Source organism: Hydrogenobacter subterraneus (assembly GCF_055390195.1).
In genome coordinates this window covers 220,895-246,582 of the sequence record NZ_AP042473.1, presented here as the reverse complement: position 1 = coordinate 246,582, position 25,688 = coordinate 220,895, and the positions used below count along the sequence as shown (strand labels likewise).

At 43.9% G+C, this 25,688-nt stretch carries 23 protein-coding genes, 1 tRNA gene and 1 other RNA gene; 14 read left to right on the top strand and 11 right to left on the bottom strand.

The window, feature by feature from the left end:
- Positions 1-15 precede the first annotated feature (15 nt).
- The 5 genes from pheT to ACZ5GB_RS01395 all read left to right on the top strand — a co-directional run bounded on the left by pheT (position 16) and on the right by ACZ5GB_RS01395 (position 4,890).
- Positions 16-2,322: a phenylalanine--tRNA ligase subunit beta gene (pheT, locus tag ACZ5GB_RS01415; protein ID WP_464327207.1), complete on the top strand. Its 2,307-nt coding sequence runs from the start codon at positions 16-18 to the stop codon at positions 2,320-2,322.
- Positions 2,320-2,487, top strand: a non-coding RNA gene (ssrS, locus tag ACZ5GB_RS01410) — 6S RNA. The genes pheT and ssrS overlap by 3 nt, the downstream gene beginning before the upstream one ends.
- A 33-nt stretch (positions 2,488-2,520) precedes the next feature.
- Positions 2,521-3,090: a 5-formyltetrahydrofolate cyclo-ligase gene (locus ACZ5GB_RS01405; RefSeq protein WP_464327206.1), complete on the top strand. Its 570-nt coding sequence runs from the start codon at positions 2,521-2,523 to the stop codon at positions 3,088-3,090.
- On the top strand, positions 3,087-4,796 hold the full coding sequence (rny, locus tag ACZ5GB_RS01400) for a ribonuclease Y (protein ID WP_464327205.1): 1,710 nt from the start codon (positions 3,087-3,089) through the stop codon (positions 4,794-4,796). The genes ACZ5GB_RS01405 and rny overlap by 4 nt, the downstream gene beginning before the upstream one ends.
- Positions 4,797-4,816: 20 nt before the next feature.
- A tRNA-Met gene (locus ACZ5GB_RS01395) sits at positions 4,817-4,890 on the top strand.
- Here the strand turns inward: ACZ5GB_RS01395 and ACZ5GB_RS01390 are convergent.
- Genes ACZ5GB_RS01390 through glgP form a run of 6 tightly spaced genes read right to left on the bottom strand, consistent with a single transcriptional unit; the run spans position 4,891 to position 11,287 of the window.
- A complete protein-coding gene (locus ACZ5GB_RS01390) occupies positions 4,891-6,609 on the bottom strand; it encodes an ATP-dependent DNA ligase (protein WP_464327204.1) in 1,719 nt (572 codons plus the stop codon).
- Between the two features lie 10 nt (positions 6,610-6,619).
- Positions 6,620-7,369 carry an ATP-binding protein gene (locus tag ACZ5GB_RS01385; RefSeq protein WP_464327203.1) on the bottom strand — a complete coding sequence of 250 codons (750 nt, stop codon included), beginning with the start codon at positions 7,367-7,369 and terminating at the stop codon, positions 6,620-6,622.
- A complete protein-coding gene (locus tag ACZ5GB_RS01380) occupies positions 7,360-8,178 on the bottom strand; it encodes an NAD(+)/NADH kinase (protein WP_464327202.1) in 819 nt (272 codons plus the stop codon). The genes ACZ5GB_RS01385 and ACZ5GB_RS01380 overlap by 10 nt, the downstream gene beginning before the upstream one ends.
- Entirely contained in the window at positions 8,175-8,738 is a 564-nt protein-coding gene (locus tag ACZ5GB_RS01375) for a D-sedoheptulose 7-phosphate isomerase (protein ID WP_464327201.1), read from the bottom strand. The genes ACZ5GB_RS01380 and ACZ5GB_RS01375 overlap by 4 nt, the downstream gene beginning before the upstream one ends.
- Positions 8,731-9,621: a ferritin-like domain-containing protein gene (locus ACZ5GB_RS01370; RefSeq protein WP_464327200.1), complete on the bottom strand. Its 891-nt coding sequence runs from the start codon at positions 9,619-9,621 to the stop codon at positions 8,731-8,733. Before ACZ5GB_RS01370 ends, ACZ5GB_RS01375 begins: the two co-directional genes overlap by 8 nt.
- A 4-nt stretch (positions 9,622-9,625) precedes the next feature.
- Positions 9,626-11,287: an alpha-glucan family phosphorylase gene (gene glgP / locus ACZ5GB_RS01365; protein WP_464327199.1), complete on the bottom strand. Its 1,662-nt coding sequence runs from the start codon at positions 11,285-11,287 to the stop codon at positions 9,626-9,628.
- Between the two features lie 21 nt (positions 11,288-11,308).
- Between glgP and ACZ5GB_RS01360 the strand changes: the two genes are divergently transcribed.
- Genes ACZ5GB_RS01360 through ACZ5GB_RS01350 form a run of 3 tightly spaced genes read left to right on the top strand, consistent with a single transcriptional unit; the run spans position 11,309 to position 14,781 of the window.
- Positions 11,309-12,649 carry an MFS transporter gene (locus ACZ5GB_RS01360; protein WP_464327198.1) on the top strand — a complete coding sequence of 447 codons (1,341 nt, stop codon included), beginning with the start codon at positions 11,309-11,311 and terminating at the stop codon, positions 12,647-12,649.
- A 9-nt stretch (positions 12,650-12,658) separates the two neighbouring features.
- Positions 12,659-14,059: a high affinity choline transporter 1 gene (locus ACZ5GB_RS01355; RefSeq protein ID WP_464327197.1), complete on the top strand. Its 1,401-nt coding sequence runs from the start codon at positions 12,659-12,661 to the stop codon at positions 14,057-14,059.
- 29 nt (positions 14,060-14,088) lie between these two features.
- Positions 14,089-14,781 carry a uracil-DNA glycosylase gene (locus ACZ5GB_RS01350; protein ID WP_464327196.1) on the top strand — a complete coding sequence of 231 codons (693 nt, stop codon included), beginning with the start codon at positions 14,089-14,091 and terminating at the stop codon, positions 14,779-14,781.
- On the opposite strand, the gene ACZ5GB_RS01345 is transcribed toward ACZ5GB_RS01350, so the two are convergent.
- Positions 14,770-15,957 carry a TRC40/GET3/ArsA family transport-energizing ATPase gene (locus tag ACZ5GB_RS01345; RefSeq protein ID WP_464327195.1) on the bottom strand — a complete coding sequence of 396 codons (1,188 nt, stop codon included), beginning with the start codon at positions 15,955-15,957 and terminating at the stop codon, positions 14,770-14,772. The genes ACZ5GB_RS01350 and ACZ5GB_RS01345 overlap by 12 nt on opposite strands.
- A complete protein-coding gene (gene serS, locus ACZ5GB_RS01340) occupies positions 15,954-17,225 on the bottom strand; it encodes a serine--tRNA ligase (RefSeq protein ID WP_464327194.1) in 1,272 nt (423 codons plus the stop codon). The genes ACZ5GB_RS01345 and serS overlap by 4 nt, the downstream gene beginning before the upstream one ends.
- An 83-nt stretch (positions 17,226-17,308) precedes the next feature.
- Between serS and ACZ5GB_RS01335 the strand changes: the two genes are divergently transcribed.
- From ACZ5GB_RS01335 to ACZ5GB_RS01315, 5 genes are read left to right on the top strand one after another with little or no spacing between them, the layout of a single operon-like run.
- Complete coding sequence (locus tag ACZ5GB_RS01335) at positions 17,309-18,802, top strand: flagellin N-terminal helical domain-containing protein (protein WP_464327193.1); 1,494 nt, start codon at positions 17,309-17,311, stop codon at positions 18,800-18,802.
- A 49-nt stretch (positions 18,803-18,851) separates the two neighbouring features.
- A complete protein-coding gene (locus ACZ5GB_RS01330) occupies positions 18,852-19,220 on the top strand; it encodes a flagellar protein FlaG (RefSeq protein ID WP_464327192.1) in 369 nt (122 codons plus the stop codon).
- Between the two features lies 1 nt (position 19,221).
- Complete coding sequence (gene fliD, locus ACZ5GB_RS01325) at positions 19,222-20,550, top strand: flagellar filament capping protein FliD (RefSeq protein WP_464327191.1); 1,329 nt, start codon at positions 19,222-19,224, stop codon at positions 20,548-20,550.
- Entirely contained in the window at positions 20,547-20,957 is a 411-nt protein-coding gene (gene fliS, locus ACZ5GB_RS01320) for a flagellar export chaperone FliS (RefSeq protein ID WP_464327190.1), read from the top strand. Before fliD ends, fliS begins: the two co-directional genes overlap by 4 nt.
- A complete protein-coding gene (locus tag ACZ5GB_RS01315; RefSeq protein WP_464327189.1) occupies positions 20,923-21,165 on the top strand; it encodes a hypothetical protein in 243 nt (80 codons plus the stop codon). Before fliS ends, ACZ5GB_RS01315 begins: the two co-directional genes overlap by 35 nt.
- On the opposite strand, the gene ACZ5GB_RS01310 is transcribed toward ACZ5GB_RS01315, so the two are convergent.
- The 3 genes from ACZ5GB_RS01310 to ACZ5GB_RS01300 all read right to left on the bottom strand — a co-directional run bounded on the left by ACZ5GB_RS01310 (position 21,162) and on the right by ACZ5GB_RS01300 (position 23,704).
- Positions 21,162-21,932, bottom strand: coding sequence for a polyprenyl synthetase family protein (locus ACZ5GB_RS01310; protein WP_464327188.1), 771 nt, complete (start codon positions 21,930-21,932; stop codon positions 21,162-21,164). The genes ACZ5GB_RS01315 and ACZ5GB_RS01310 overlap by 4 nt on opposite strands.
- 153 nt (positions 21,933-22,085) lie before the next feature.
- Positions 22,086-23,057, bottom strand: a complete 972-nt coding sequence (gene trxB, locus ACZ5GB_RS01305) for a thioredoxin-disulfide reductase (protein WP_464327187.1) — start codon at positions 23,055-23,057, stop codon at positions 22,086-22,088.
- A 50-nt stretch (positions 23,058-23,107) separates the two neighbouring features.
- A complete protein-coding gene (locus tag ACZ5GB_RS01300) occupies positions 23,108-23,704 on the bottom strand; it encodes a peroxiredoxin (RefSeq protein ID WP_464327186.1) in 597 nt (198 codons plus the stop codon).
- Between the two features lie 122 nt (positions 23,705-23,826).
- On the opposite strand from ACZ5GB_RS01300, the gene ACZ5GB_RS01295 reads away from it, so the two are divergent.
- Complete coding sequence (locus tag ACZ5GB_RS01295; protein ID WP_464327185.1) at positions 23,827-25,674, top strand: GGDEF domain-containing protein; 1,848 nt, start codon at positions 23,827-23,829, stop codon at positions 25,672-25,674.
- The last annotated feature ends 14 nt before the right edge of the window (positions 25,675-25,688 follow it).

The following is a 25,688-nucleotide window of genomic DNA, read 5'->3' as shown; positions in this document are numbered from 1 at the left end:
TGTTAAAATATATCTATGAAAGTTCCCTTCTCCTGGCTCTCCGAGTTTATAGACATACAAGACCTTGACCCCTACAAAGTAGCAGAGGAGCTTACCCTAAAAAGCGTAGAAACTTCGGTAAGCAAATGGGACCTTGACCTTGACGGCGTTGTGTATGCAAAGGTGGTGGAAAAGAAAAAGCATCCCACAAGGGACCTATCTGTCTATAAAGTAAAAGCAGGTGAAGACCTTTACCTTCAGGTAGTATCAGCGGACAAGAGCCTTGAAGAAGGTAAAGGTGTGCTTTTGGCCTTGCCCAACTCAAGGGTAGGAAGCATGTGCATAAGCGCCAGAGATTTTGATGGCATCACTTCTCAAGGCATGCTCCTTTCCGCAAAAGAGCTTGGCCTGGAGGACCAATCTGAAGGGGTTTTGGCCTTTGATGAAGATATAAAGCCTGGCACCTCCGCCTACGACCTTTTGGGCTTTGGTGAATACATCCTTGAGATAGAACCCACACCCAACAGGGGAGACCTCCTCTCTGTAAAGGGCCTTGCAAGGGAAATAGGTGCCCTCTTTGGCCTAAGGAAGAAAGAAAGAAAATATCCAGAGTATGAGGACTTTGGAGAGCTGGATATAAGGATTGAGTCCAAGGACTGCAAAAGGTATAGGGGAGCCATAATAGAAGGCATAAAGGTAAAACCCTCTCCCCTCTGGCTAAGAAGGAGGCTCTGGCAGTGTGGCATAAGGGCCATAAACAACGTGGTGGATATAACCAATTACATAATGCTTTTGGAGGGCCAGCCTCTCCATGCCTTTGACCTAAAAACTATAAGCTTTCCAGTTTTTGTAAGGGATGCCTATGAGGGAGAGAAGATAAGGACCCTAATGGGAACGGAGAAGGACCTAAGACCCATAAACTTCCTTATAGCGGACAGGGAAAAGCCCTTGGCCCTTGCGGGAGTGGTGGGAGGCCTTGAAAGCTCGGTAAAAGAGGATACAAATTCCATACTCCTTGAATCGGCATACTTTGACCCCTATAGGATAAGAAAGTCTGCCAGGTCCCTTGGACTACAAACAGACAGCTCTTATAGATTTGAGAGGAATGTGGATATAGAAGGTGTTAAAAGGGCGCAGGACCTTGCCATAGGCCTTTTGCTTGACATAGCCGGCGGAGAGCTTAAGGCTATAAAGGATGTATACCCAGAACCTTATGAGCCAAAAAAGGTCTTTTTGAGCCTTGAAAAGTACAGAAGATATTCGGGAAGGGACTTTGATAGGGAGGAGATATCAAGGATTTTAAGCTCTCTTGACATACCCCATCAGACCCTAAGGTGCGGTGTGGAGGTGTATATACCACCCCATAGAAGCTTTGATATGCAAAGGGATGTGGATGTGATTGAGGAGGTGCTAAGGGTAATAGGCTATGCGGACATAAAGGCTGAACCTTTGAGGATTCCCTCCAGGCCATCAAAGATAGAAAGCCTTGAAGAAAGGATAAGGGATTTTATGGTATGCAGAGGCTTTTCCGAAGTTATAACCTTCTCCTTTGAAGAAAAGGACCTATACGAGCTTCTTTCTCTCCCAGAGCCACAGCTGGAGATTTTAAACCCCCTAAACAGGTCCCAAAGGTTTTTGAGGACTTCCCTAATCCCATCCCTTTTAAGGGTTTGCATTGAAAACACAAGAAACTACAACTACAATATGGCCATCTTTGAGCTGGGCAAGGTTTTCACAGAGGAAGGCGAGGAAACAAGGCTTGCCTTTCTTATGACTGGAACAAAAAGGCTATTCCCAGAAGAGGAGTATTCGCCCTATGATGCTATAGGCCTTGTGCAGGACCTTCTAAACCTATACTCGGAAGGTTATACCTCTCAAGCCTCCAGATTTCCCTTTTTCCATCCCAACCTTCAAAGGCTTTATTTGGTAAAGGACGAGCCCATAGCTTATGTGGGCGTATTGAACCCAATCCTTCAAGAGAAGTTAGAACTCAAACATAAAGTCATACTGGGTGAGTTAAAGGTAAAAGGCTTAAAGGAAGTAAAAAGGGCTTACAAGCCTCTATCCACCTTCCCACCCGCAATCAGGGACATAACCCTCCTTATGGACAAAGAGGTGGATGTGGATAAATTAATATTCCATATCAGGAGTACGGAACTGGTAGAAGAGGTTAAGATGTTTAGCCTATATACAGACCCAAGGCTTGGGGAAGGCAAGAAAAGCGTTAGCCTTAGATTGGTTTTTAGGAGTAAGGTAGGAACCCTCTCTGACCAAGAGGTGAATGAAATAGTTAATAAGCTTTTGGTGGATTTGGAAGAAAAGTTTGGGGCAAAGCTGAGATAGGGCCTGCCCTGTGCGTGGTGAAGGGACTTATATTGGGGTCCACATGGTGAGCCAATAGGGAGCCCGGCCTCCGGAGGAGCCCAAAGGGACTTCCGGGAGGGCACCCACCTAGTTCTTTTGGGGCCCACCGAAGGTTCCTTCTTCCACGGCATGGGCGGGTTAATTCTTGCCTTCCCCTCCTGGAAAAGGAGGCGGAAGATGAAGTTGCTTACAAAAAAAGAGCTTAGAAAACAATACATAGAAGAAAGGGAAAGATTACCCAAAGAAGAAAGGGAAAAGCTATCTTCCAAGATAGTAAGCAAGATATTAAACCTACCAAGTATTAAAAAGGCTAAAAATATTCTCCTTTTTTGCCCTCATAGAGGAGAACCGGACATAACACCACTTTTCTCTTGGGTTTTTAAAGAAGGTAAAACCTTGGTACTTCCTAAGGTGGAAGGAGAACACCTAAAACTTATAAGAATTAAAGAGGATACAAACCTAAGTCCTGGAGCCTTTTGCATACTTGAGCCGAGGGATGGAGAAGAAATCAGCCCAGAGGCGATTGATTTTTCTCTGGTGCCTGGTGTGCTTTTTGATAAGGTCGGATATCGGATAGGTTATGGTAAGGGGTATTACGATAGGCTTCTTACCAAGTTGGGAGGAATAAAGGTGGGGGTTTGCTATCAGTTTCAAGTGGTGGAGGAGTTGCCAAGGGATAGCTGGGATAAGCCCGTTGACCTTGTGGTCACGGAGGAAAAAATCTACGAAGGAGGTAAGGAAAGATGAGCGTGGAGTTGGTTTTATTGGTTGGTTTTGTTGCCTTAGTTGTTGGTGCTTCTGTAGGCTTTCTTTTGAAAGGTAAAAAGGCGCCTTCGGCGCCTGAACCAATCCCAGACCTTGAAGAAAAGAAGAAAGAGGCTGAGGAAATCATACTAAAGGCCAGGCAGGAGGCTCAAGAGATATTGAGAAAGGCCCAAGAGGAGGCAAGGGAGATAAAGCTTGTGGCAGAAAGGGATGCTGAAAAAATAGTAAAATTGGCCCAAGAGGAAGCGGACAGGCTTAGAAGCACTATAAAGGAAGAGACGGAGAAGATAAGGAAGGATGTGGAAGAGTATATTTCAGAGAAAAAGCAAGAGCTAAATAAGCTTGAACAAGCTCTACATCAAAAGGAGTTAAACCTTGAAAGGAGGGTGCAAGCCCTTGAAAGAAGGGAAGAAGAGCTATACAAAAGGGAAAAAGAAATAAGGGAGATGGAAAAGGAGATAGATAAGGCACAAAGGGATATTCAAACAAGGCTTAAGGAATTAGAAGAAAAGGAAAAGGAGATAGAAGCTCTTAAACACAGGGAGATGCTTGAGCTTCAAAGAATTGCCAGCATGACCTTGGAAGAAGCAAGAAGCGAGCTTTTCAAAAGGGTTGAGGAGGAAGCAAAGATAGAAGCCATAAGGATTATGAAGCGCATAGAAGAGGAGGCAAAGGATAGGGCAGAGTTTGAAGCAAAAAAGGTCATAACCACCGCAGTCCAAAGGCTGGCTTCCGAGATAGCCATAAACTACACCACTACCACCGTAGAGCTTCCAAGCAACGAGTTTAAGGGAAGGATAATAGGAAGGGAGGGAAGGAATATAAGGACTTTTGAGCTTTTAACAGGTGTGGATCTCATCATTGACGACACACCAGACATAGTAACCATATCCTCCTTTGACCCCATGAGAAGGGAGCTTGCAAAGGAAGCCCTTGAAAGGCTAATTCAAGATGGAAGGATACACCCCGCACGCATAGAGGAGGTTGTATTGGAAGTAAAGAAGGAAATGGATGAGAAGATAAGAAAAATGGGAGAGGAAACCTGCATGGAGCTTGGCCTATACGATATAAACCCTGGCCTTTATTACTACATTGGTAAGCTTTACTACAGGACAAGCTACTCTCAAAACGTGCTTTTGCACTCTAAGGAAGTGGCTTACATTGCAGGAATGATGGCTGAAGAGCTTGGGCTTGATGCCAAGATAGCAAGAAGGGCTGGACTATTGCACGATATAGGAAAGGCCGTATCTCATGAGCTTGGAGGGTCCCACACCGACATAGGCATAGAATTGTGCAAACGATATGGTGAGCCAGACCCAGTGTTAAACGCCATAAAGGCCCATCATGAGGAAGAACCTGTGAGATATCCAGAAGTGGCCCTTGTTTGCGCAGCCGATGCCCTATCTGCCGCAAGGCCTGGTGCCAGAAGGGAAAGCCTTGAGGCTTATCTCAAAAGGCTTGAAAAACTTGAGGAAATAGTAAAATCATTCAGTGGAGTTCAGAATGCCTATGCTGTGCAGGCAGGAAGAGAGGTAAGGGTAATAGTAAACCCAGAGGAGATAAGCGATGAAGAAGCTTACATGCTTTCTAAAAACATAGCAAGGAAGATAGAGGAGGAGATGCAGTTCCCAGGCCAGATAAAGGTGGTGGTAATAAGAGAGGTAAGGCATGTAGAATATGCAAAATAGTTTTATAATATATATTATCTGGCGGCGTAGCTCAGCTGGTTAGAGCGGAGATCTCATAAGTCTCAGGTCGGAGGTTCGAGTCCTCCCGCCGCCATTACTCTACAGACACTCTCTTTTGAAGTTCATACAGTCTTATGATCTCTTCTACAGTCGTGGCATCCTCTGGGTTTTTGTCCTCCCTTATAAAGCTTACAGCCCTTGGAAAGCGTAGAGCATAGCCTGGGCTATCTATGGTCCTTCCAGCTGTGTGCAAAGGAGACCTTGTTATCTCATCAGCATTTACCGTTATCACATACTTTGGCTCCACCCAAACATCGGCAGAAAGGAGGCTATCCACCCTTGCATGCTTGTGTTCAATCCTTATCTCATCAAGCATCTTCTTAAGCCTTATCCACTCATCTTCTGTAAAGCCAGAACCAACCTTGCTAACCGTTTTGAAGGTGTCTGTGGATGGGTCATAGACCCCCACAAGCACACCACCTATGCCGAGCTTTGCCCTTGCCCCCTTGCCGTAGTAATAACCCAGAATCACCACATCTATGGTGTCTGCCAAAGCACCCCTGTAGCTCCTTTTGAGCTTTATCCAGTTAAAATTCCTTGATCCTGCCGTGTAAGGAGCGTCAAGCCTCTTTGCCATTATGCCCTCAAGGCCTCTGGTTATGGCCTCTTCAAAAAACTCTTCCACCTCCTTGGCATTATCTGTGATTATCATCTCGGAGACTCTGAGGGTGTTTGTTTTTGTGAGGAGTCCTTCAAGGGTCTTTCTTCTTTCAATGAAGGGCTTTACAGTGTAGTCCTCCCCTTCCAGATATAGGAGGTCAAAGCAGAAGAGCTTTAGGGGGTATTCTTTTGAATACTCATGAATACCATACTTTCTCTTCCTTTGTATGGTTATCTGAAAGGGATAGAATTCTCCCGTCTCCTCGTTTATGGCTATGGCCTCACCCTCCAATATTACTTCCTTGGCAGGGAGGTCTTCCAAGATGGCTTTCACTATATCTGGGAACATCTCCGTCATGCGCTCCAGGTTCCTTGAGTATATTTCAACCTTTTGACTATCCTTATGGACTTGCAACCTAAAGCCATCGTACTTGGCTTCCACCGCACACCTTCCAAGCCTGCTTATTATCTCTTGGGCGCTTGATACTCTTTCTGCCAAGGCCATCCTTATGGGATAGCCAACCTGTATCTTGAAATCCTTTAGGGCATTTATCCCTTCTTCCTTTAGCTTTCTGGCTACAAGGCCAAGATCAGAACAGAGGTTATAGGCCCTCTCTATAAGGGGCTTTAGTTCCCTGCTTTTTGCCATAAGAGCCAGGGCATCTATTATGGTGGCATCGCCCACACCGAGCCTTAGCCTTCCTATCACCACTCTTACCGCATACTTGGCCTCAAAGCCAGAAAGGCCTTTTAGGAGGTTTATAAGTCTCATGACCTTGTCCAGAGTGCCCCTTGTCCTTGCAATATCAAATAATTCTTGATAGACCTTAACTAAGCTAAGGCCCCTTCCCTGCCAACTTATAAGCTCTTGCGCCACCTCTCCCAAGTCTCCCCTCTCTTTGTATAGGCTCTCCACCTGCTTTACCTTAACACCGCAAGCCTTGGAGATGGCCTCCATCATAAGCTTTTCTGATACACCAAACTCTAAGCCTCTGAAGGCTGGCACAAGCTCGCCAAGGGTCAGATAGACCACCTTGTCTATCTCTTCCACATCGGCCTTTTCCAAAAGGTCTCTTAGTATGTCTGCCATCTCAAGCCTGCTTGTGGTCTGCTCTATCCTTTGGAAGAACTCTGAAAGCTCTCTGAAGGTCATAAGAAAGATTTTAAGTGAGTTTTAAAAAACCTTCCAGATTTTTTACAAACTGGCTGGCGCTCCTTCCAGAAAAGCCGTTGCTCATGGACCACTGGAGGGCAAGCCTTTCAAGCTCCTCTTCTTCTATATTTAGGCCCCTTTGGGCCACTATGTGCCTCACTATGGAAAGGTACTCCTCTTTTCCAAAGGCGAAAAAGCCAAGCCTTATGCCAAAGCGTTCCACAAGGGAGACCCTCTCCCAATAGCTTTCTTCTGGGAACTTTTCTTCCCCGTTCCTTTCTGGCATAAGGTGCCTCCTGTTTGAGGTGGCGTATATGACCACATTGGCAGGCCTCTCCTCAATGTCTCCATCCATCAAAGACTTCAAGACCCTTATGCTCTCATCCCCCGGTTCAAAGGAAAGGTCGTCAAAGAAGAGGATAAACTTTTCTTCCCTTTCTCTGAAGAGATCATAGAGGTCTGAAAGATGCCAGAGGTCCATCTTGTATATTTGCACAATTCTTAGGCCTTCCTTGGCAAAAAGTCCAAGCATGGACTTGACTAAGGAGGACTTCCCCGTGCCTCTGTCTCCCCAAAGCAGAGCGTCGTTGGCAGGCAAGCCCTTTACAAGTTGCAGTGTGTTCCTTCTTAGAATCTCTTTTTGGTGGTCTATGTGCAAAAGGCTATCAAAGTCTGGTATGTGGGGATGTTTTATGGGCTGTAGCTGGCCATCTTTGAAGCGGAAGGCTATGTAGCTTTCAAATAAAGAACTTAGCCCCATCTTAGCTTCTCCCTTAGTATTCCAAAAAAGCTCCTCTTTGGGTTTGGATACATAAGGCAGTAATGCTTTGACCTCCTTACTATTATAATGTCTTCTTTGTTTAAGCTTCTGCCCTCCTGGCCGTCAAGTGTTAGGTAGGCCATGCCATCCTGGGAGAGGTTTTTTAGCTTTATCTCAAAGTCTGGTGGGAGGACAAGGGGCCTGTTGGAGAGGGTATGAGGGCATATGGGAACAAAGAGGAGGGCCTCCGAAAGGGGGTATATGATGGGGCCTCCTGCGGAGAGGGCATAGGCGGTAGAACCGGTAGGAGAAGAGACTATCACACCATCTCCATAGACCCTCAGGACAGACTCTTCTCCCACAAATACTTCCACCTCCACCATCCTGGCAAGGCTTTCCTTTGATATGACCACATCGTTTAGATAATCTCCCATATAGACCTCTTCCGATCCTCTTTTCAAATAGGCGGAGAGCATCATCCTTTTTTGTGGCTTTATCTCTCCTTTTAAAACCTTTTCTATGACCTCTTCCATGTCCTCCCTTTCCACCTCTGTGAGAAAGCCAAACCTTCCCTCGTTTATGCCAAGGATGGGTATGGACCTTTGTGCCACCAGCCTGGCACCGGCCAAAAAGGTGCCATCCCCGCCTATCACTACAAGAAGGTCTATACCTTCCAAGCTTGGCCTTTTGGCTTCTCGTTTGTTTATAAATGTCTCCACGCGAACGCCAAAGGAATGCAAAAGCTCCCTGACCCTTTGGGATGTCTCAAAGGCAGACTTTGTATCCTTTACAAAAAGGAGGACCTTCATAAAAGCCTGTCAATTATCTCGCAAAGAACATGGCCAAGGGTTATATGGCACTCTTGAATCCTCGCCGTATCGTAGGATGGCACAACAAAGCTGTAGTGGGCAATGTCTACCACCTTTCCCCCGTTCCTTCCTGTAAAGGCCACCGTGGTGGCACCAAGGTCATGGGCTTTCATAAGACCCCTTATCACGTTGGGAGAGTTGCCAGAGGTGGAAATGCCTATGGCTATGTCTCCGGGCATGCAGAGGGCCTCTATCTGCCTTTCAAAGATGGTTTCAAAGCCATAATCGTTTCCAACGGCTGTAAGTATGGAGGTGTCTGTGGTGAGGGCTATGGCAGGAAGGGCCCTCCTTTCCTTTTTGAACCTCCCCACTATCTCCGCCGCTATGTGCTGGGCATCCGCCGCGCTTCCACCGTTGCCAAAAAGCAGTATTTTATTTCCACTTTTTATTGCCTCAGCCATTATTTGGCCTACTTCCAATATCCTTTCCGCATAAAGCTCTACAAAGGCAAGCTTTACATCGGCGCTCTCTCTGAAGGAGTTTATCACAAGGTCAAGCATCCTTCTTTTTTAGGTCTCCCACCGTAAGCCTGTTCATAAGCTTGAAAAACTCCATAAGCTTTTGCTTGTGATATTCTTCTTGGTTTTCAATAAAGGTAAAGAGCCTCTTTATGCTTGGGTCTTCCACCATTTTCATCTCTTTTCCATATTCCCCGCTTGTCTCTTGTTCATAGAGTATCTCCGCCTTTACCTGCTCTTGGAGGCTCCTTAGAGGCCTTGGAGAAAAGTCTATCCTTTCAATCTGTGGCATGCCTCCCATCTCACCTATCTTTTCCCCGAGCTTTCCCATATGCACCATGCTCTCTATGGCAAGGTCAAGCATTATGTCTTTGTAATTGCAGTCCTTTGTATGGAAAAACTGGTAAAGGTAGTTGATTATGGTTTGATATTCCTCCTTTAAAAACTTGTTTAGCACCTCTATAGTTTTTGGGTCAGCCTTTTGCTCTTCCGTTGGCATGCATACAAGCCCCTCTTTCACCTTTTCCATAAGCTCTGAAAACTCCAGTTTGTGGTCCTCCTCGTCCTTTATGACCCTCTCAAGGAGCCTCTTGACCGAATCATCCTTTACCATCTCAAGCTGTTGGCTGTATATCCTTATGGCTTCCTCCTCTGCCCAAACATCCTTTGATAGCATATCTGCCCAGTCTGGGCCACCTATCATGATCATGTCTTCTATCCTGTCAAGGACCACCTGCCCTCCCAGCTGGACCACCTTTTGGGCAAACCACTTTAGATGTCTCATCTCCTGGCGTGCGATTTCCTCTATCTCGGAAGTGATGTTTCCATCTGTTATGAGGAATATATGGTATAGGTATTGCACTATGGCAGAGTGTTCAAGGGCTACATCATAAAGCAATAGCTTTATAGTTTCTCTTTTATCCATAGCTTCACCTCAAACCTATTTTATACACCTTACTAATATAATCGCTCACCATCCTGTGTGTGTTAAAGTAGGGGCCTATGGTGGCTATGCTGTTCTTCATAAGCCTCACCCACTCATCCTTGCGCCTATAGTAAGTTGGCAGTATTATATGGGCAAGCTTGCAATAGATGTCTTCTATATCCTCCTCATCGGAAGACTCGCTCATGTCTTGCCAGCCTGGTCTTGGACCTATGCCCCAGCCGTTCACCCCTTCTATCCCCCCCTCCAACCACCAGCCATCCCATACGGAGAAGTTTAAAACACCGTTCATTCCAGCCTTCATACCGCTTGTCCCACAGGCTTCAAGAGGTCTTTTAGGATTGTTTAGCCATACATCACAGCCAGCTATCAAAAGCTTTGCCATATCTATGCCGTAGTTTTCCAGAAAGGCCACTTTTACAGCCTTTGTCCTTTCTTTTATTATCCTCATAGCCTCAAAGATCCTTTTGATCATATCCTTACCCATGCTGTCCCTTGGATGAGCTTTGCCCGCAAAGACTATTTGAATCTCTCCTACCCTTTCACCCATGTAAATGAGTCTGTCTATGTCCCTTAAAATTAGGTCGTTCCTCTTATAGGGGGTTACCCTCCTTGCTATTCCTATGGTAAGCACATCATCGGAAAAGCTTGCATCCGTTTGTTTATTTATAAAGTTTATAAGCTCGCTCTTTATCTTGTTGTGGGTTTTAAGAAGAAGCTCGGAGGGAATATCATAGACCCTTTGAAGCAGTATGGGGTTTTCATCCCAGCCCGGTATGTATTCGTTAAAGACCTCTTGAAGCTCTGGATGTATCCATCTTTTGTGATATACTCCGTTGGTCACATATTCAATGTTTCCAGCAAGCTCTGGGAATATGCCTTGGGTGACGTACATATGCCTTTGGGATACGGCATTTACCTTGCCGGAGTATCTGGAGGCAAGTACAGAGAGGTTTATGTAGCCTTCCACAGCCTCCCTTTCCCAGTCCATATTGTCATAAGCTTTTAGCTCTTCCTTTACCATATCTACGGGAAATTTATCGTGGCCGGCTGGCACGGGTGTATGGGTGGTAAAGACACACCTTTTTCTTACCTCCTCTTGGCTCTTGAACTCTCTTAAAAGCTCTACTACAAGGAAGGCCGAATGGCTTTCGTTCATATGATAGACGTGTATGGGATAGCCGAGGGCTTTTAATACTCTGTAGCCACCTATGCCCAAAAGGATCTCCTGCCTTAGCCTGTATAAACTATCATCAAAGTAGAGCTTGCTGTTTAACCTTCTTATTTCTGGGTCATTTCCTTCCACATCGGCATCAAGGAAAAGGATCCTAACATCCGCCTTTGACCTAACCCAATACTCCCAACACACTACCTTTTGCCTTTTGTCTCCAAAGAATACTTCCACCTCAAGGTCAAGCTTTCTCAAATACCTTTTGTAATCCCAGAGGGCGTCAAAGTCCAACTGCATGCCATGTGGTGTGATCTTCTGTAAGTTATAACCCCTCTTGTAGAGCAATGTTATACAGACCGCCGGAATGTCCATGTCCGCATAGGAATATAGGGTGTCTCCCGCAAGGGTCCCCAGCCCCCCACTGTATAGGGGCATGTTATCTTCAAGACCAAGCTCCATCACAAAGTAAGCTATCATTGCTTTATATTTTATAGCACAATGAAACTCATAGAGACAGACCTCACCTGCAGGCTTGACAGTCTTCCTTGGACATCTTTTCATACAAGGTTCGTTTTTGCCTTGGGTATTACATGGGTTTTGGATGCCTTTGAGGTGGTAATAGTTAGTGCAGTCCTAAAGCCTATGGCTAAAATCCTTGGATTTTTACCTTGGCAGAGTTCCATGATGGTGAGCGGTTTTTTAATTGGTGCCATTCTTGGTTCTTTGGTCTTTGGCTACCTTGCGGACAAGTATGGGAGGAAAAAGCTATTTTTGATAACTCTTCTTTTTTATGCTGGTGGCACCTTTTTGACAGGCTTTGCCCAAAGCTTTGAAATGGCACTACTTTTTAGAATACTGGCTGGTGCGGGCCTGGGTGGAGAGTTTGCAGCAATCCAGTCCGCCATAGATGAGTTTGTGCCTTCAAGACATAGGGGCAAGGTGGACGGTACCATCACAGCCCTTTGGAACCTGGGTAGTCTAATGGCTTCCTTAAGCGCCATTGGGCTTTTAAAGCTTTTGGATGAAGGCCTTGCCTGGCGCATAGCCTACTTCTTTGGAGGACTTATAGCCTTGCTTGTAGTCTTTGTAAGGCTTTATGTGCCAGAGTCACCAAGATGGCTCCTATCAAAGGGAAGGATTGAAGAGGCAAGAAGGATAGTGGAAAGGATAGAGGAGGAAGCAGGAGGGAAAAGAAGCACCAACACATGCCATATACCAGTTTTTGAGGGAAGCATTTTTGATGCGTCAAAGATTATCCTGGAAAAATACAGATGGCGATTCCTCTTTAGCGCCAGCATGAGCTTTACCATACTTACCACCTACTATGGCATGATAACCCTTTTGCCCTTGATCCTTTCAGAGGTCTACCACCTTCAAACAAGAGAGATTCCTCAAATACTCACCCTTGGGAGCTTGGGAGGCCTGTTGGGTGGCCTTCTGGTGGCCTTTTTGGTAGATAAAGTGGGTAGGGTGCCTTTGGGAATCTTCATAAGTCTTTTGTCTTCTTTTCTTAGCCTTTCTTTTCTTCTTGGCCTTGACCTAAAGACCACCTTCTTTATTTATTCTTTTGTTGCCTTCTCCTTTGCCTCCGTTGCCTACGTGATAGCCACCGAGATATATCCTTCTTACATAAGGGCCTATGCCATAGGACTGCTCTCCATAATAGGCAGGCTCTCTGGCGCCTTTGCGCCACTTTTTCTTGTTAGCCTTGCTCAGATAGGCTTTACCTATGCCATGCTTGGTTTGGCTTGCCTTTGGCTTGTGGGCTTTTTTGCCTTTGTTCTGTGGGCCTTAAAGGGTATGGAAACAAAGGGCAAACCTTTGGAAGAAATTTCATAAAATAATGGCATGCTTTTAGGGTTCATCCTGCTTTATATGGTAGGTACCCTTCTTATAGGCCTTTTGGCAAGCACCTTTGTAAAAAACTCTAAGGACTTTATACTTGCGGGAAGGAGCCTTCCCTTGTATATGGCCACCTTTGTAACCTTCGCCACATGGTTTGGTGCGGAGACTGTCTTGGGCGCCTCTTCCACCATGGCAAAGGAAGGCCTTATAGGCGTTATAGAGGATCCCTTTGGCGCAGCCCTCTGCTTGATACTTATAGGCCTCTTCTTTGCCAAGCCCTTATACAGGATGAACCTTCTTACCATGGGAGATTTCTACAGGGTAGCATACGGAAGAAAAACAGAGATATTGGCGAGCCTTATGATGGTTTTTTCTTACTTTGGATGGATAGGAGCCCAAATGGTGGCCATAGGTGTCATCTTACACTTGGTGATAGGTGTGCCTCAAACTGTGGGCACCTTTATAGGCTTTGGTGTGGTACTTTTTTACACCTTTTTGGGTGGCATGTGGGCAGTCTCTTTGACAGATTTTATCCAAACCATAATGATCATAGTGGGCCTTTTGGCAGTATTGTATGAGGTGTCTTCTGGCTTTTCACAAATAGTTCCCGTTCTTGCTTCCCAACCTTTGGATTATTATAGGTTTTTACCAGAGCCTACCTTAAAGGATATCCTCCTTTACATATCCGCATGGATAACCATAGGCCTTGGCTCTATTCCTCAACAGGATGTTTTTCAAAGGGTCATGTCCTCAAGGAGCGAAAGGGTGGCCGTACTTTCCACCATAGGCGGTGGCCTTATGTACCTTACCGTTGCCCTTATTCCTCTCATACTGGCCGTCTTTGCAAGGGTTAAACATCCAGAACTTTTAAACGTTGACCCCCAGCTTATGCTTCCCACCATGATAATGGAGCATACAAGCCTGCTTACAAAGGTCTTCTTTTTTGGTGCTTTGCTTTCTGCCATTATGAGCACTGCAAGCGCAGCCGTCCTTGCTCCAGCCTCAGTTTTGAGTGAAAACCTTATAAGGCCTTACATAAAAAACCTCTCCGACAGGGGCTTTTTGTGGCTCACAAGGCTGTGCGTTGTCCTTGTAGCCCTCATCTCTTTGGGCTTTGCCCTCTCTGGAGAGAGCATATACCACCTTGTGGGAAGCTCTTCAGCCCTTAGTCTTGTATCTCTATTTGTTCCTCTTGTAGCAGGCCTATACTTCAAAGGTTCCAATTCTCTTTCTGCCATTCTTTCTATGCTCTCAGGTTTTTTCAGTTGGGCTGTGCTTGAGTATATCTTCCATAGCGAGTTTGCCCTTTTGGTAGGCCTTTCCTTTAGCATTATTTCTTACTTGATTTGCAACTTGATCCTTAAGGTAGGTAAGAGAACAAAGCCTTATTTTGAAAAAAGTTAAGACATCCAAACAACGTATAATTTAAGTTTATGCGTAAGATACAAGCAACCCTTATGGCCCTTTCAGAAATAGGCTTTGATGCACTATACATAGTAGATAATAGCTTGTCAGAGAGTAAAGCTCAAGAAGCTCCGGTAAAAGAAGCACCTAAGGAAGATAAGAAAAAGCTCCTTGAAGAGCTTTACAAAAAGATTGAGAAAGAAAAAACATGCGTTCTGTATGAGGGTGCCAGTGGATACGTTTTTGGAGAGGGAAATCCCTATTCACCCGTTGTCTTTGTGGGCGAAGCCCCGGGAGAAGAAGAGGACCAGCTAAAGCGTCCCTTTGTGGGAAGGGCTGGTAGGTACCTAAACCAAAAGCTTGAGGAGGTAGGTCTAAAGCGGGAAGAGGTTTATATTACAAACGTGGTAAAGTCAAGGCCACCAAACAACAGAAAACCTACACCAAAAGAGATGCAGAGCTGTCTACCCTACCTAAAAAAGGAGATAGAGATAATAAACCCAAAGCTTATAGTCTGTTTGGGTGCCACAGCCCTTGAGGGCATTTTGGGCAAAAGCCTGCCCATTACCAAACACAGGGGGCAAGTTTTTGATTATCCATACAACAGAAAGATTAAAGTTTTGCTTACCTACCACCCAGCCTACATACTGAGAAATCCCGGTGCAGAAAAGGAGTTTGTGGAAGACCTTAAAAAGATAAAGGAACTTCTTTCAAACCTTTGAAAGGAATATCTTCAAATATCCATCTTCTATCTTTGCACCTTTTGGCTCATAATCTCTTAATCTTCTTGGTAGAAGCACATGGCTCTTAAAGTTTTTCCACCTTACAATTATCTCTCCTTCACTCTTTAGAACGGATAGGCCCTCCTTTGTAAGAAAGGGTGCCTTTAGCTTTATAATGTAATCTCCATTCTCTTCTATAAACTCATAGGGCTTTTCCTTGTAGAAAACCCTTATGGGGTCCGTATCTCCATAGATCAGGTGAGAAAGTATCTCCAGCCTTTCTTGTCCTACCACCTCATCCTCCATAAGTGGCACAGTAAATACTGGAACTGGATAAAAGAGGGCGCTTATGTCCTCTATATGCCTTTTTTGGGTAAGAAGCCACCGAGAAAAATGCTCACAGTTTTCCACAGAAGGTGGAAGCACTTTATTTACAATAACCGCATCCACATTTACACCAAAGAGGTTAAAGTATAGGAAGGCCCTTTGGCTTTCCTTTAGGACCATCTTCTCCGGATTTGCCACTATCCTAACAGAGGTTATCTCCGAGTCTATAAGGACCTCATCAACCCCTTTTAGCCTCTCATAAAAGTTCTCAAGGGCCTTAAAGTATTCCTCATCGGGCAGGGGAACATCGGTAAGCCTTCTCGCCACAGGCCTTGCTATCTTCATTATATTTCTTTCCACGTTGAATATCTTTCTCATATACCACTTTAGGACCGTTGGCATGGAAACAAACCTAAGAGATTCACCGGTAGGTGGAAGGTCAAGCACCAGAGCATCAAACTCACCCTCTCTGTAATACTTATTCACATAAAGGAGGCTTGTAACCTCCTCCATGCCCGGAAGGATGGCAAGCTCTTCGGAAACCACCTGATCAAGGCCAGTGGTGTTAAAAAGAAGCTCCAAAAACCTATACACATCTCCCCAATATCTATCCACTTCCTCTTGTATGTCTATCTCTTGTATGTAAAGTTTGTCCGAAACCTTTATAGGCAATCCCTTGGCCTTTATCTTTTCTTCTTCCGGAAGGTCAAAGGCATCCCCTAAGCTATGGGCTGGGTCAAGGGATACCACTATGGTTTTGTAGCCAAGACTGGCAAGTCTATAGGCTGTGGCTGCAGAGACGGTAGTCTTTCCAACACCGCCCTTTCCAGAAAAGAGTATTATCCTCATGGCCTAATTATATCAATCTTCAAATAATCCCTTAACGCCTCCGGCACCACTACAGAACCATCCTCTTGCTGGTAGTTTTCCAAAATGGCAGCCAAGGTCCTTCCTATGGCCAATCCAGAGCCGTTTAGAGTATGGACAAAGTGGAGTTTTCCTTGTGCATCCCTATAACGCGTATTCATCCTCCTTGCCTGGAAGTCCTCACAGTTGGAGCAGGAAGAGATTTCCCTATACCTTCCTTGGGAAGGGAACCACACTTCTATATCGTAGGTTTTTGCACTGGCAAAGCCCATATCTCCAGTGCATAAAAGCACAACCCTATAAGGAAGCTCCAAAAGTCTTAACACATCCTCCGCGTCGGCCGTAAGCCTTTCAAGTTCTTCATAAGAGTGTTCTGGCTTCACAATCTTTACAAGCTCCACCTTATTAAACTGATGCTGGCGTATTATGCCCCTCACATCCTTCCCATAAGAGCCAGCCTCTCTTCTGTAGCAAGGCGTATAGGAGACCATGTATATAGGCAGGTCTTCTTCTGATAAGATTTCATCTCTATAAAGGTTGGTAAGAGGCACCTCTGCTGTGGGAATAAGGTAAAGGTTGTCCCTTTCGCATTTGTATAGCTCCTCTTCAAACTTTGGAAGCTGTCCTGTTCCTACAAGTATTTCTGGCCTTACAAGGTGCGGTGGCCAAACCTCCTTGTAGCCCTTTCTTGAATGTAAGTCCAGCATAAAGTTTATAAGCGCCCTTTCAAGCTTTGCACCCCAATCTTTTAGGATTACAAAGCGACTGCCAGAGATCTTCCCAGCCCTCTCAAAGTCAAATATACCAAGCCTTTCCCCTATCTCCCAATGAGGCCTTGGCTCAAAAGAAAAGTCCTTTGGCTTGCCCCACCTTCTAACTTCCACGTTTTCACTTTCATCCTTCCCAATAGGAACGCTCTTGTGCGGTAGGTTTGGTATTCTTAACATTAAGTCTCTTAATTTTTCTTCTACGGAAGCCAATTTTTCCTCGTAGGCTTCTATGCTTTCCTTTATTTTTTTCACCTCTTCCTCAAGGGAAGATGTATCTTCACCCTTTCTTTTGAGCATACCTATCTCCTTACTCTTTGCGTTCCTTTCTGCCCTAAGGCTTTCCAATTCCCTCAAAATAGACCTTCTCTCATGATCCAGCTCCATAACCTTGTCCACAAGTTCCTCAAAGCCTTCTCCTCTTGTTTTTAGCCTTTCCTTTACAAACTCTGGATTTTTACGTATTAGCTCCAAGTCAAGCATAGAGAGATATTTTAATCCACACTTAAAAAAAGCCTAAGGCTTCCGATAAACACATATAAGAAAACCTAAAGGAGGTAAGGACCATGGCGTTAAGAGTAAACTTTAACTTTGAGGCGGCGGCCACACACACGGCCATTTTAAGAAACGAAAGGGACATGAACAAATCTTTGCTTAGACTGTCCACAGGTCTAAGAATACTTAACGCAGCCGACGACTCAGCAGGACTCTTTATTGCAGACCAGCTTATGATAGTAGGCTCTGGACTTGAGGAAGGAAACAGAAACATTCAAACGGCTCTCTCCGCTCTAAGGATAGCAGAAAGCTCCGCAGGTCAGATATTTGATAGGCTAAATGAGATCTACAAAAGGACAGTACGTGCGGCCAACGATATAAACGATCCCAACGCAAGGACAAGCTTGCAGAGGGAGATAAACAACTTCGTTGACGCTATCCAAAAAATAGGCACAGATACGGAATACAACGGCATAAAGCTCCTTGATGGAACCTTTGCACAAAGATACATACACTACGGCGCAAGAGCAGAACAAACTGTGGAAGTAAACATAGGAGATGTAAGGGCGCAATCCCTTGGAGCTCACATAGTGGAAGGAACTGGAAGGGTAACATCGGCTACCGGCAATCTTCCGAACACCGGTCCATACATCTTAGAAAACGGTGAATATTTAAGAGTTGCTGGACAAGATGTTCTTTACAATAATAGCACAAACAACTACTTAGTAGATGCAGCTACTGCAGCAAGGAACATAAACACCAATGCCATATTGCAACAAATGGGAATAGAGGCGCTTGCTAAAAATAGAAGTGTAGCAAATACTTTTACAAGTGTATATACAGGAGATGCAACAAGTGTAGACCTCAAATTCTATGTTGGACAACAAAATATTACAACACCAAACTTTACCATAACTGTAACTCGAAACACCACTTTGGCTGACCTGGTGAACATGATTAATAGCAAAGCTTCTGCCTACAGTGTTCCTATTACTGCAAGAGCAGAAAATGGAAGGCTTATCTTGGAAACTTCAAACGGAGAGACAATAGCAATTGAAGCTACAGCGAACGGAGGCACAAGCACAACTATCAACTTTGACCAACTACTTGAAGGTGCATCCCCTCAAACGGTTGGTACAAACGGTAGTGCTTATGCCATTAAAATTGGAACTTTGAAGATATTCGGAGTAGATAGCTTCCAAGTTCTTGAAAATGGCATAGATATAGTTGATACAAACACATCTGTCTTCAAAAACCTATACGCTATTGACGTTTCCACCAATCAAGGCGCAGAAACAGGTATGATCATAGTCAAAAAGGCTCTCCAACGTGTGGATACCATAAGGGCCCAGATAGGTGCGGTTATGAACAACCTCCAGTCCATATTTGATTCTCAAAAGGTGGCACAGGACAACACAAAGGAGGCGGAGAATGTTATAAGGAACACAGACTACGCAGAAGAGATGGCCAACTTCACTAAGTTGCAGATAAAGATGCAATCTTCTATAGCCATGCTTGCACAGGCAAACCAGCTACCTCAACTTGTGCTACAGCTCCTCAGATAATAAAAACCAAGGGGAGGCTCTGGCCTCCCTTTTATTATGAGGTTTGGCCATGAGAGTAGATATGAGGGGTTTTGAAATTGTTAACTATGATAATCAAGCAATGGTTCAAAAACAGGCACAGGAAGGTACACTTGAAAGGATGAAAAGGGAAAGGGAGGAGATTACCCAACAAAGCGAAATAGATAGGAAAACAAACTCCGAGGAACTGCAAAAGTTAATAGAGGAAATTAGGAAGAAGTTTGATATGCTAAGCAAATATCTGAAAATAGATATAGATACAGAGCTTGAAATTCCTGTGGCAAAGATAATTGAAAGGGATACAAACAGGGTAATAAGGCAGATCCCCCCCGAATATCTATTGGAGCTAATGAAGAAAATAGACCAGATGCTGGGTATACTTTTAAACAAGGAGGCTTGATGTGGCCGGAGAGATTTATTTTAATAATCTAAGTGGCAAGTTTGATTGGGGTTCCATAATAGACCAGATAATAAAGATAAAATCCCTTCCTATACAAAGGCTTTCTAAGGAAGCTCAACAGATTCAAGCAAAGCAATCAGCCACACAAAAGCTCCTTGACGCCGTAAAGGGCCTGTCCAAAGTTTTTGAAAACCTCACAGTAGATAATCTCTTTAAGGGAAAAAGGGCAGAATCTTCAGATAGCTCTGTGCTTACAGCCACAGCTTCAGAAAACACACCAAATGTAGCATTAAACGTGGATGTTCTAAAGCTTGCTCAGAAGGAAGCTTTGGCTACCACTTTTGGAGTAAACGATATTAACGATACTATAAGCTGGGACAGCTTCACCCTTGGCTATAATCTTGGCAACTACCAGTATGAATATTTTACCGTGGATGCAGGCAGTGGGAAATTGCAGGACCTTGTAAACGCTATAAATGAGAAGGCAGGGAGCAGAATAGTGGCAAGTATATTCTACGACGGAACCTCTTATAAGCTTATGCTCTCAGAAAAGGATGAGAAGACTTCAAGCTTTGAAACGACGACAGATGGTAGCACAGTTTATACAACCATATTTTATGCTACCCCGTTCGTTATAAATGGACAGCAAGCGGGTGCAATTGTTCTTCAAAATGCACAAAATGCCCAAATAAGGATAGGAAATACAACCATTACAAGCACGTCTAACACCTTTGAGAATCTCATAACAGGGCTTAATGTGGAGGTAAAGAAGGTAGGAAGCGCCACCATAAGAGTAAGCGATGACTATTCAAAGGTAGTGGACTTTTTCAACAACTTTGTAAAAAACTACAATGCGGTTATATCTCAAATAAACCAGCTTACAGCAAAGGATGCCATATTTCAAGGAGATTATTCTATAGTGGGCATAAAAACAGAGCTTTCAAGAATGCTGGATGACCTTTTTGCCTACGACCTTGTGAGTATAAAAGAAGATGGAACCCTTGAGGCAAACACTTCCAATATAAACTCCTTGGCAAGCTCAAACCCACAGAAGCTAAGGGAGATTATTTCAAGGCTAAAGGATACGATGGGGCCATATGTTCTTGGAACTTCCATAGCACTTCAGAACTTTACCAATGATTACCAGAGCAGGCTTGACCAAATAAATACGATGGCCCAAAAACTGGGGGAACAGTTGGTTAAGGAAGAGCAAAGGCTAAGACAAGAATACGCAAAGGTGGAGGCCTTTATAAACAGGTCTCAAGAAATCATGGCAAGGCTTCAAAGCTTTATAGTAAGCCTTTCAGAAATGCAAGGAGGTAAAAAATGATAAACGCATACCTTGAAAATATGGTGCTTACGGCAAACCCGGTTATGCAGGTTATCCTTCTTTATGAGAAGGCTATAGCATGCCTTGAAGAGGCAAGGGAGATAATGGAAAAAGGTTTACAAGACAGTGATAGTATAAAGTCAAAGTATGAATCCTTAGGTAGGGCTACAGAGATATTGACTGTTCTAAAGGCTACCCTCAACATGGAACAAGGTGGTGAGATAGCTAAAAACCTAAGCGAAATCTACCAAGCCCTCCTAAACGACCTTGTAAGGATAACAGTGGAAGGCGATGACCCAGAAACCATAAGGAAGATGGTAAAAGTGCTAAAGGAATTAAAAGAAAGCTGGGAAGAAGTAGAGAGGAAAGTCTATGGAAAACCTCAAGAAGCTACTCCTGCAGTGTGAAGTATACCTTCAGCAAGGAGATTGGGACAAGCTTATAGAGGTGCTAAACGGCGTTACGCAAGAGCATATTGAAAGTCTTGACTTGGAGACGGCACAGGAGTGCTATAGAATACTGGAACATCTTATAAAAGAAAGCCAGCAGATAAGGAACAAGATGGCGGAAAGCTTGATAAACTTCAAAAAGTTCAAAGAAGGCTACAGCTTCTAATACTCTCTATAAACAAGCCTAAGGATAAGGTCCTTAAGATTTTCAGACTCATCAAAAGATTTGATAAAGGCTAAGACTTTCTTTAATTCACCCTCTGCCTTTTCTTTTGTTTTTTCCACACCTCCAAGCTCAATGACCAACCTTCTTAGCCTTTCATGCTCGCCGTTGTAGAATAGGTTTTTCTGGTCTTCTGTTAAGCCATCAAGCACAGATATAAGAGGATAAGTACATTTACCCTCTGCCAAGTCTGAGCCTGTGGGCTTTCCAAGCTTTTCTTCCTTCCCATAATAGTCAAGGGCATCGTCTATGAGCTGAAAGGCTCTTCCTGCCAGCATTCCCATATGATAAAATTCCCAGTAATCCTCTCTACCAGCCATCAAGGCACCCACAGCCATACAGGCACCAAATAAGGCGCCCGTTTTGTAGTCTATAATCTTTATGTAAGTGTTCTCATCAATGATCTTTCCAAGACTTCTCAATTCCAAAAGCTGTCCTTGAGACATTTTCATAACAGCATCGCTCAAAACTTCTATGCTTTGTAGATTGCCATACTGAGAGTAAAGGGAAAGGGCCTTGGCGTACATATAATCCCCTGCAAGCACACAGGCTTGATTTCCAAAAACAAGGTTGGCACTTTTCTTCCCTCTCCTTGTCTGCGCTCCATCCACCACATCATCATGAAGCAAGGAAGCTATATGCACATACTCTATACCCACCGCCAAAGGGATCGCCCTTTCCGTATCACCACCAAGAGATTCACAAACCATAAGGGTAAGAAGGGGCCTTACCCCTTCCCACCAGAAGATATAAGATAATAGCCTATATCAAAAACCTCCCTTACTTCAGGGTCAAGGTAGTGCAGTATTCTTTCCCTTATATCTTCAACGCTTATCATAGGCTCTAAATAGTATAACCTACTCCTACCATTGGGATGTAATTTTTGCCTTCTTGTTAAGATATTTGTCCACCGCAAGAGCAGCTTTTACACCATCCGCAGCGGCTATAACGGCCTGTTTTATATTGTTGCAAAGCACATCCCCAGCAGCAAAAACCCCCGGCACAGAGGTCATCATTTCCTCATTAACCACTATACAATGCCCGTCTGTCATTTCTACTTGGTTCATTAGGAAATCTACCGAAGGCTTATTACCGCCCAAGAATATAAAAACACCATCCACTTGAAGGAGCTTCTTTTCTTTTGTGGCGATATTTTGAACCCATAAACCTTCCACAAGGGAGCTTCCTACTATTTCCATAACTCTATGATGCAATAGAATTTCAACCTTTGGATTAAATTGGATTTCAGAAACCATTTCAGGTGGAGCTTTTATTTTGCTGGAAGGCACAACCAAATATATCTTACTGGCAAAACGTGCAATGAACTCTGTCTCTTCAAGGGCATAATCGTCCTCACCGATAACGGCCACAGGCCTATCTTTGAAAAAGGCTGCATCACACACTCCGCAGTAAGAAACACCCTTGCCCAAAAATTCTTCTTCACCTTTGTACTTATTAGTCCTCTCCATTGCACCGGAAGCTATTATTACAGCTCTTCCTTTAAATTCTCTTCCGTCTATGGTATAAACTTTCTTTATCTCTCCCAAAAGGTCTGTGGCTATTACTTTACCCCTTACAAACTCAGCCCCAAAAGCCTTGGCATGCTCCCTTATAAGTTTTAAAAGCTCATATCCGGATATGGGACCCCTTATGCCCGGATAGTTCTCTATCTGCTGTGTCACGCCCAAGGCACCATCGGCCTCCGCCCTGTATAGCACCAGTGTAGAAAGCCCAGCCCTTGCAGTGTATATGGCCGCAGAAGAACCAGCAGGACCAGCACCTATTATTATCACATCATAAACCTTATCCGTATGAAAATCCAAAGTTAGCTCCATCTTTTTACCTCCAACTTTAAAAAAATATAACCCCCCAGAGGGGGAAGTAATCAATCTTTTAGCGCCTCATAAACCCTACCTACCAACTCCTGAGAAGGCTTTAGCGTCTTTTCTCCTTCCTTCCACTTGGCAGGGCAAGCCTCGTCTGGATGGCTCATAAGATAGATATTTGCCTTCATCTTCCTAATAAGTTCCTCTGCATTCCTGCCCACATTGTAGAAGTTTATCTCCGAGCCAACAAGCACGCCATCGGGATTGATTATAAAAGTTCCTCTTAAAGCAAGGCCCGTATTCTCATCATAAACTCCAAAGAGCCTTGAAATCTTGCCGGTTGGGTCAGCGCCCATCAAGTATCTAACCTTTTCAAGAAGCTTTTCTGTCCTCTGCCATGCTAAGTGGGTGTATTTTGTATCGGTGGATACGGAGATCACTTCTACTCCCATGCTTTGAAGCTCCTCATAGTATTCTGCCAGGTCCGCCAGCTCTGTGGGGCATACAAAGGTAAAGTCCGCCGGGTAGAAGAAAAGCACAACCCATTTGCGTTCCCTGAGAAAATCCTCAAGGGAAATTTTACCAAAGCTTAGGGTCTTGGGATCATAAACCTCCATCTCAAAGTTTGGGACCCTTTGTCCTACCTTTACTTCCATGGTTAAACCTCCTTTCAAAGTTTTGTTATTGAATATTATAAGTAATTGAAAATAATTTGCAATATGATAGAAATCAATGTGATATACTTTTCTAACTTCTACCTTTTTACCAAGGAGGGGCCATGAAAAGGAATATGGTCATCAAGGTCCTGCTGGTTATAAGTTCAGCCTTCCTCGTTATCCTTTTTACAGCTCTTTACGCCTTTAGGTCCCAAGGGTTAGAAGAGGCAAAACAAAGGGCTTACATGATATCCGAGCTTGTAAGGGACACCCTTACCTCATACATGATAATGGGCGTGATGGATAGAAGGGATGAATTCCTTGGTAGGATAAAAGAGATAAAGGGTGTGGAAGAGATAAGGGTGGTAAGGGGCAGGGCGGTGGTTGAACAGTTTGGTGCTGGCTCAAAGTTTGAAATGCCAAGAGATGAGATAGAGAAGGCTGTGTTAGAAAGTGGAAAACCAATGGAAGTTTTGGATGAATCTTTAAGAAGTGTAAAATACAGGATAGTTATACCTTATAAGGCAGAGCCTATAAAAGGGATAAACTGCCTTGAATGCCATAAGGCTAAACCTGGGGAAACCCTTGGGGCTATTAGTCTTACCATGGACCTTTCTCATATAAAAGAAAAGTCATTACATATATTTTTATTGACTACTACAGTATTTTTACTTGCCTTTTTAGGCATTTTCTTTTTCTTTAACTCCTTTATTACAAAGGTAAGCAATTTTATTAAAGAAATTGAACTTACAATGAGGTCTGCAAGTGAAGGAAACTTTAAAACTGAAATAAAAACAGACCTGGGCTATGAAACACGTTCTTTGAAAGAAAGCATAGAACAATCCTTTTACAATCTCCAAAACACGCTTACATCTATAGAAGAAAAAGTTAGGACAATGATAGGATACGGTGTTATAAAAACTGGAAACGTACTTTCAGATACTTCAAAAATAGTAGATGAATTGCTCAATATATACAAATTTAAAAGAGTTATTGAAAAGGATAAAAGTAAAAAAGAAGTTTATGAAAGGTTAAGAGAAGTTCTTGAAGATTATATGAGTTTAGAAAACTTCTCCATATACGAAGTGGACCAGAACAAAAACAAAATATCCCCAGTTTATGTGAAAGGAGCCAAATATTGGTGCAATGAAGTTATTTTTGAAAATGCAGAAGAGTGTAGAGCGGAAAGGACTGGTATGGACGTAGATTCTAGAGAGTTTCCATGTGTATGTCCAAACTTTATAGACAACGATGTATGTAAACAGGGGAAGATGCACTATTATTGCATACCCGTTTATGTGGGCGGGATGGTAGGAAACGTGGTGCAGATAGTTTATGAACCGGAAATGGAGCCATTTATAAACCTTATAATCCCTTACATAAAGGGATACCTCAACGAGGCCTCGCCAGTCCTTGAAGCAAGGACTTACATGGATATGTTGAGGGAACAGTCCCTTAGGGACCAGCTTACAGGCCTGTATAACAGAAGGTTCCTTGATGAGACCATTGACAAGATAGCGGCCCAGATAAAAAGAAGGGGAACCACCCTTGGAATCCTTATGGTGGATATAGACTATTTTAAGGAGGTTAACGACACTTACGGGCATGATATGGGAGATAAGGTTTTAAAAGAAATAGCTAAGGTTTTGGTAAAATCTGTGAGAGAGGCCGATCTGGTTATAAGGTTTGGAGGGGAGGAGTTTTTGGTGCTTTTGATGGATGTGCAAAGCGGAAAGTCCGTAGAAATAGCGGAAAAGATAAGAAAAGCTGTAGAAAGCCACACCATAGAATCTTTTGGAGTTGTGCTTAGAAAAACTGTAAGCATAGGGGTTTCCGAGTTCCCAGAAGATAGCGAAAAAATATGGCAATGCATAAAGTATGCAGACGTAGCACTTTATAAGGCTAAGGAGATGGGTAGAAATAGGGTGGTTCGCTTCAGGCCAGAGTTTTGGACAGAAGAAAGCTACTAATAGCTACTAAAATA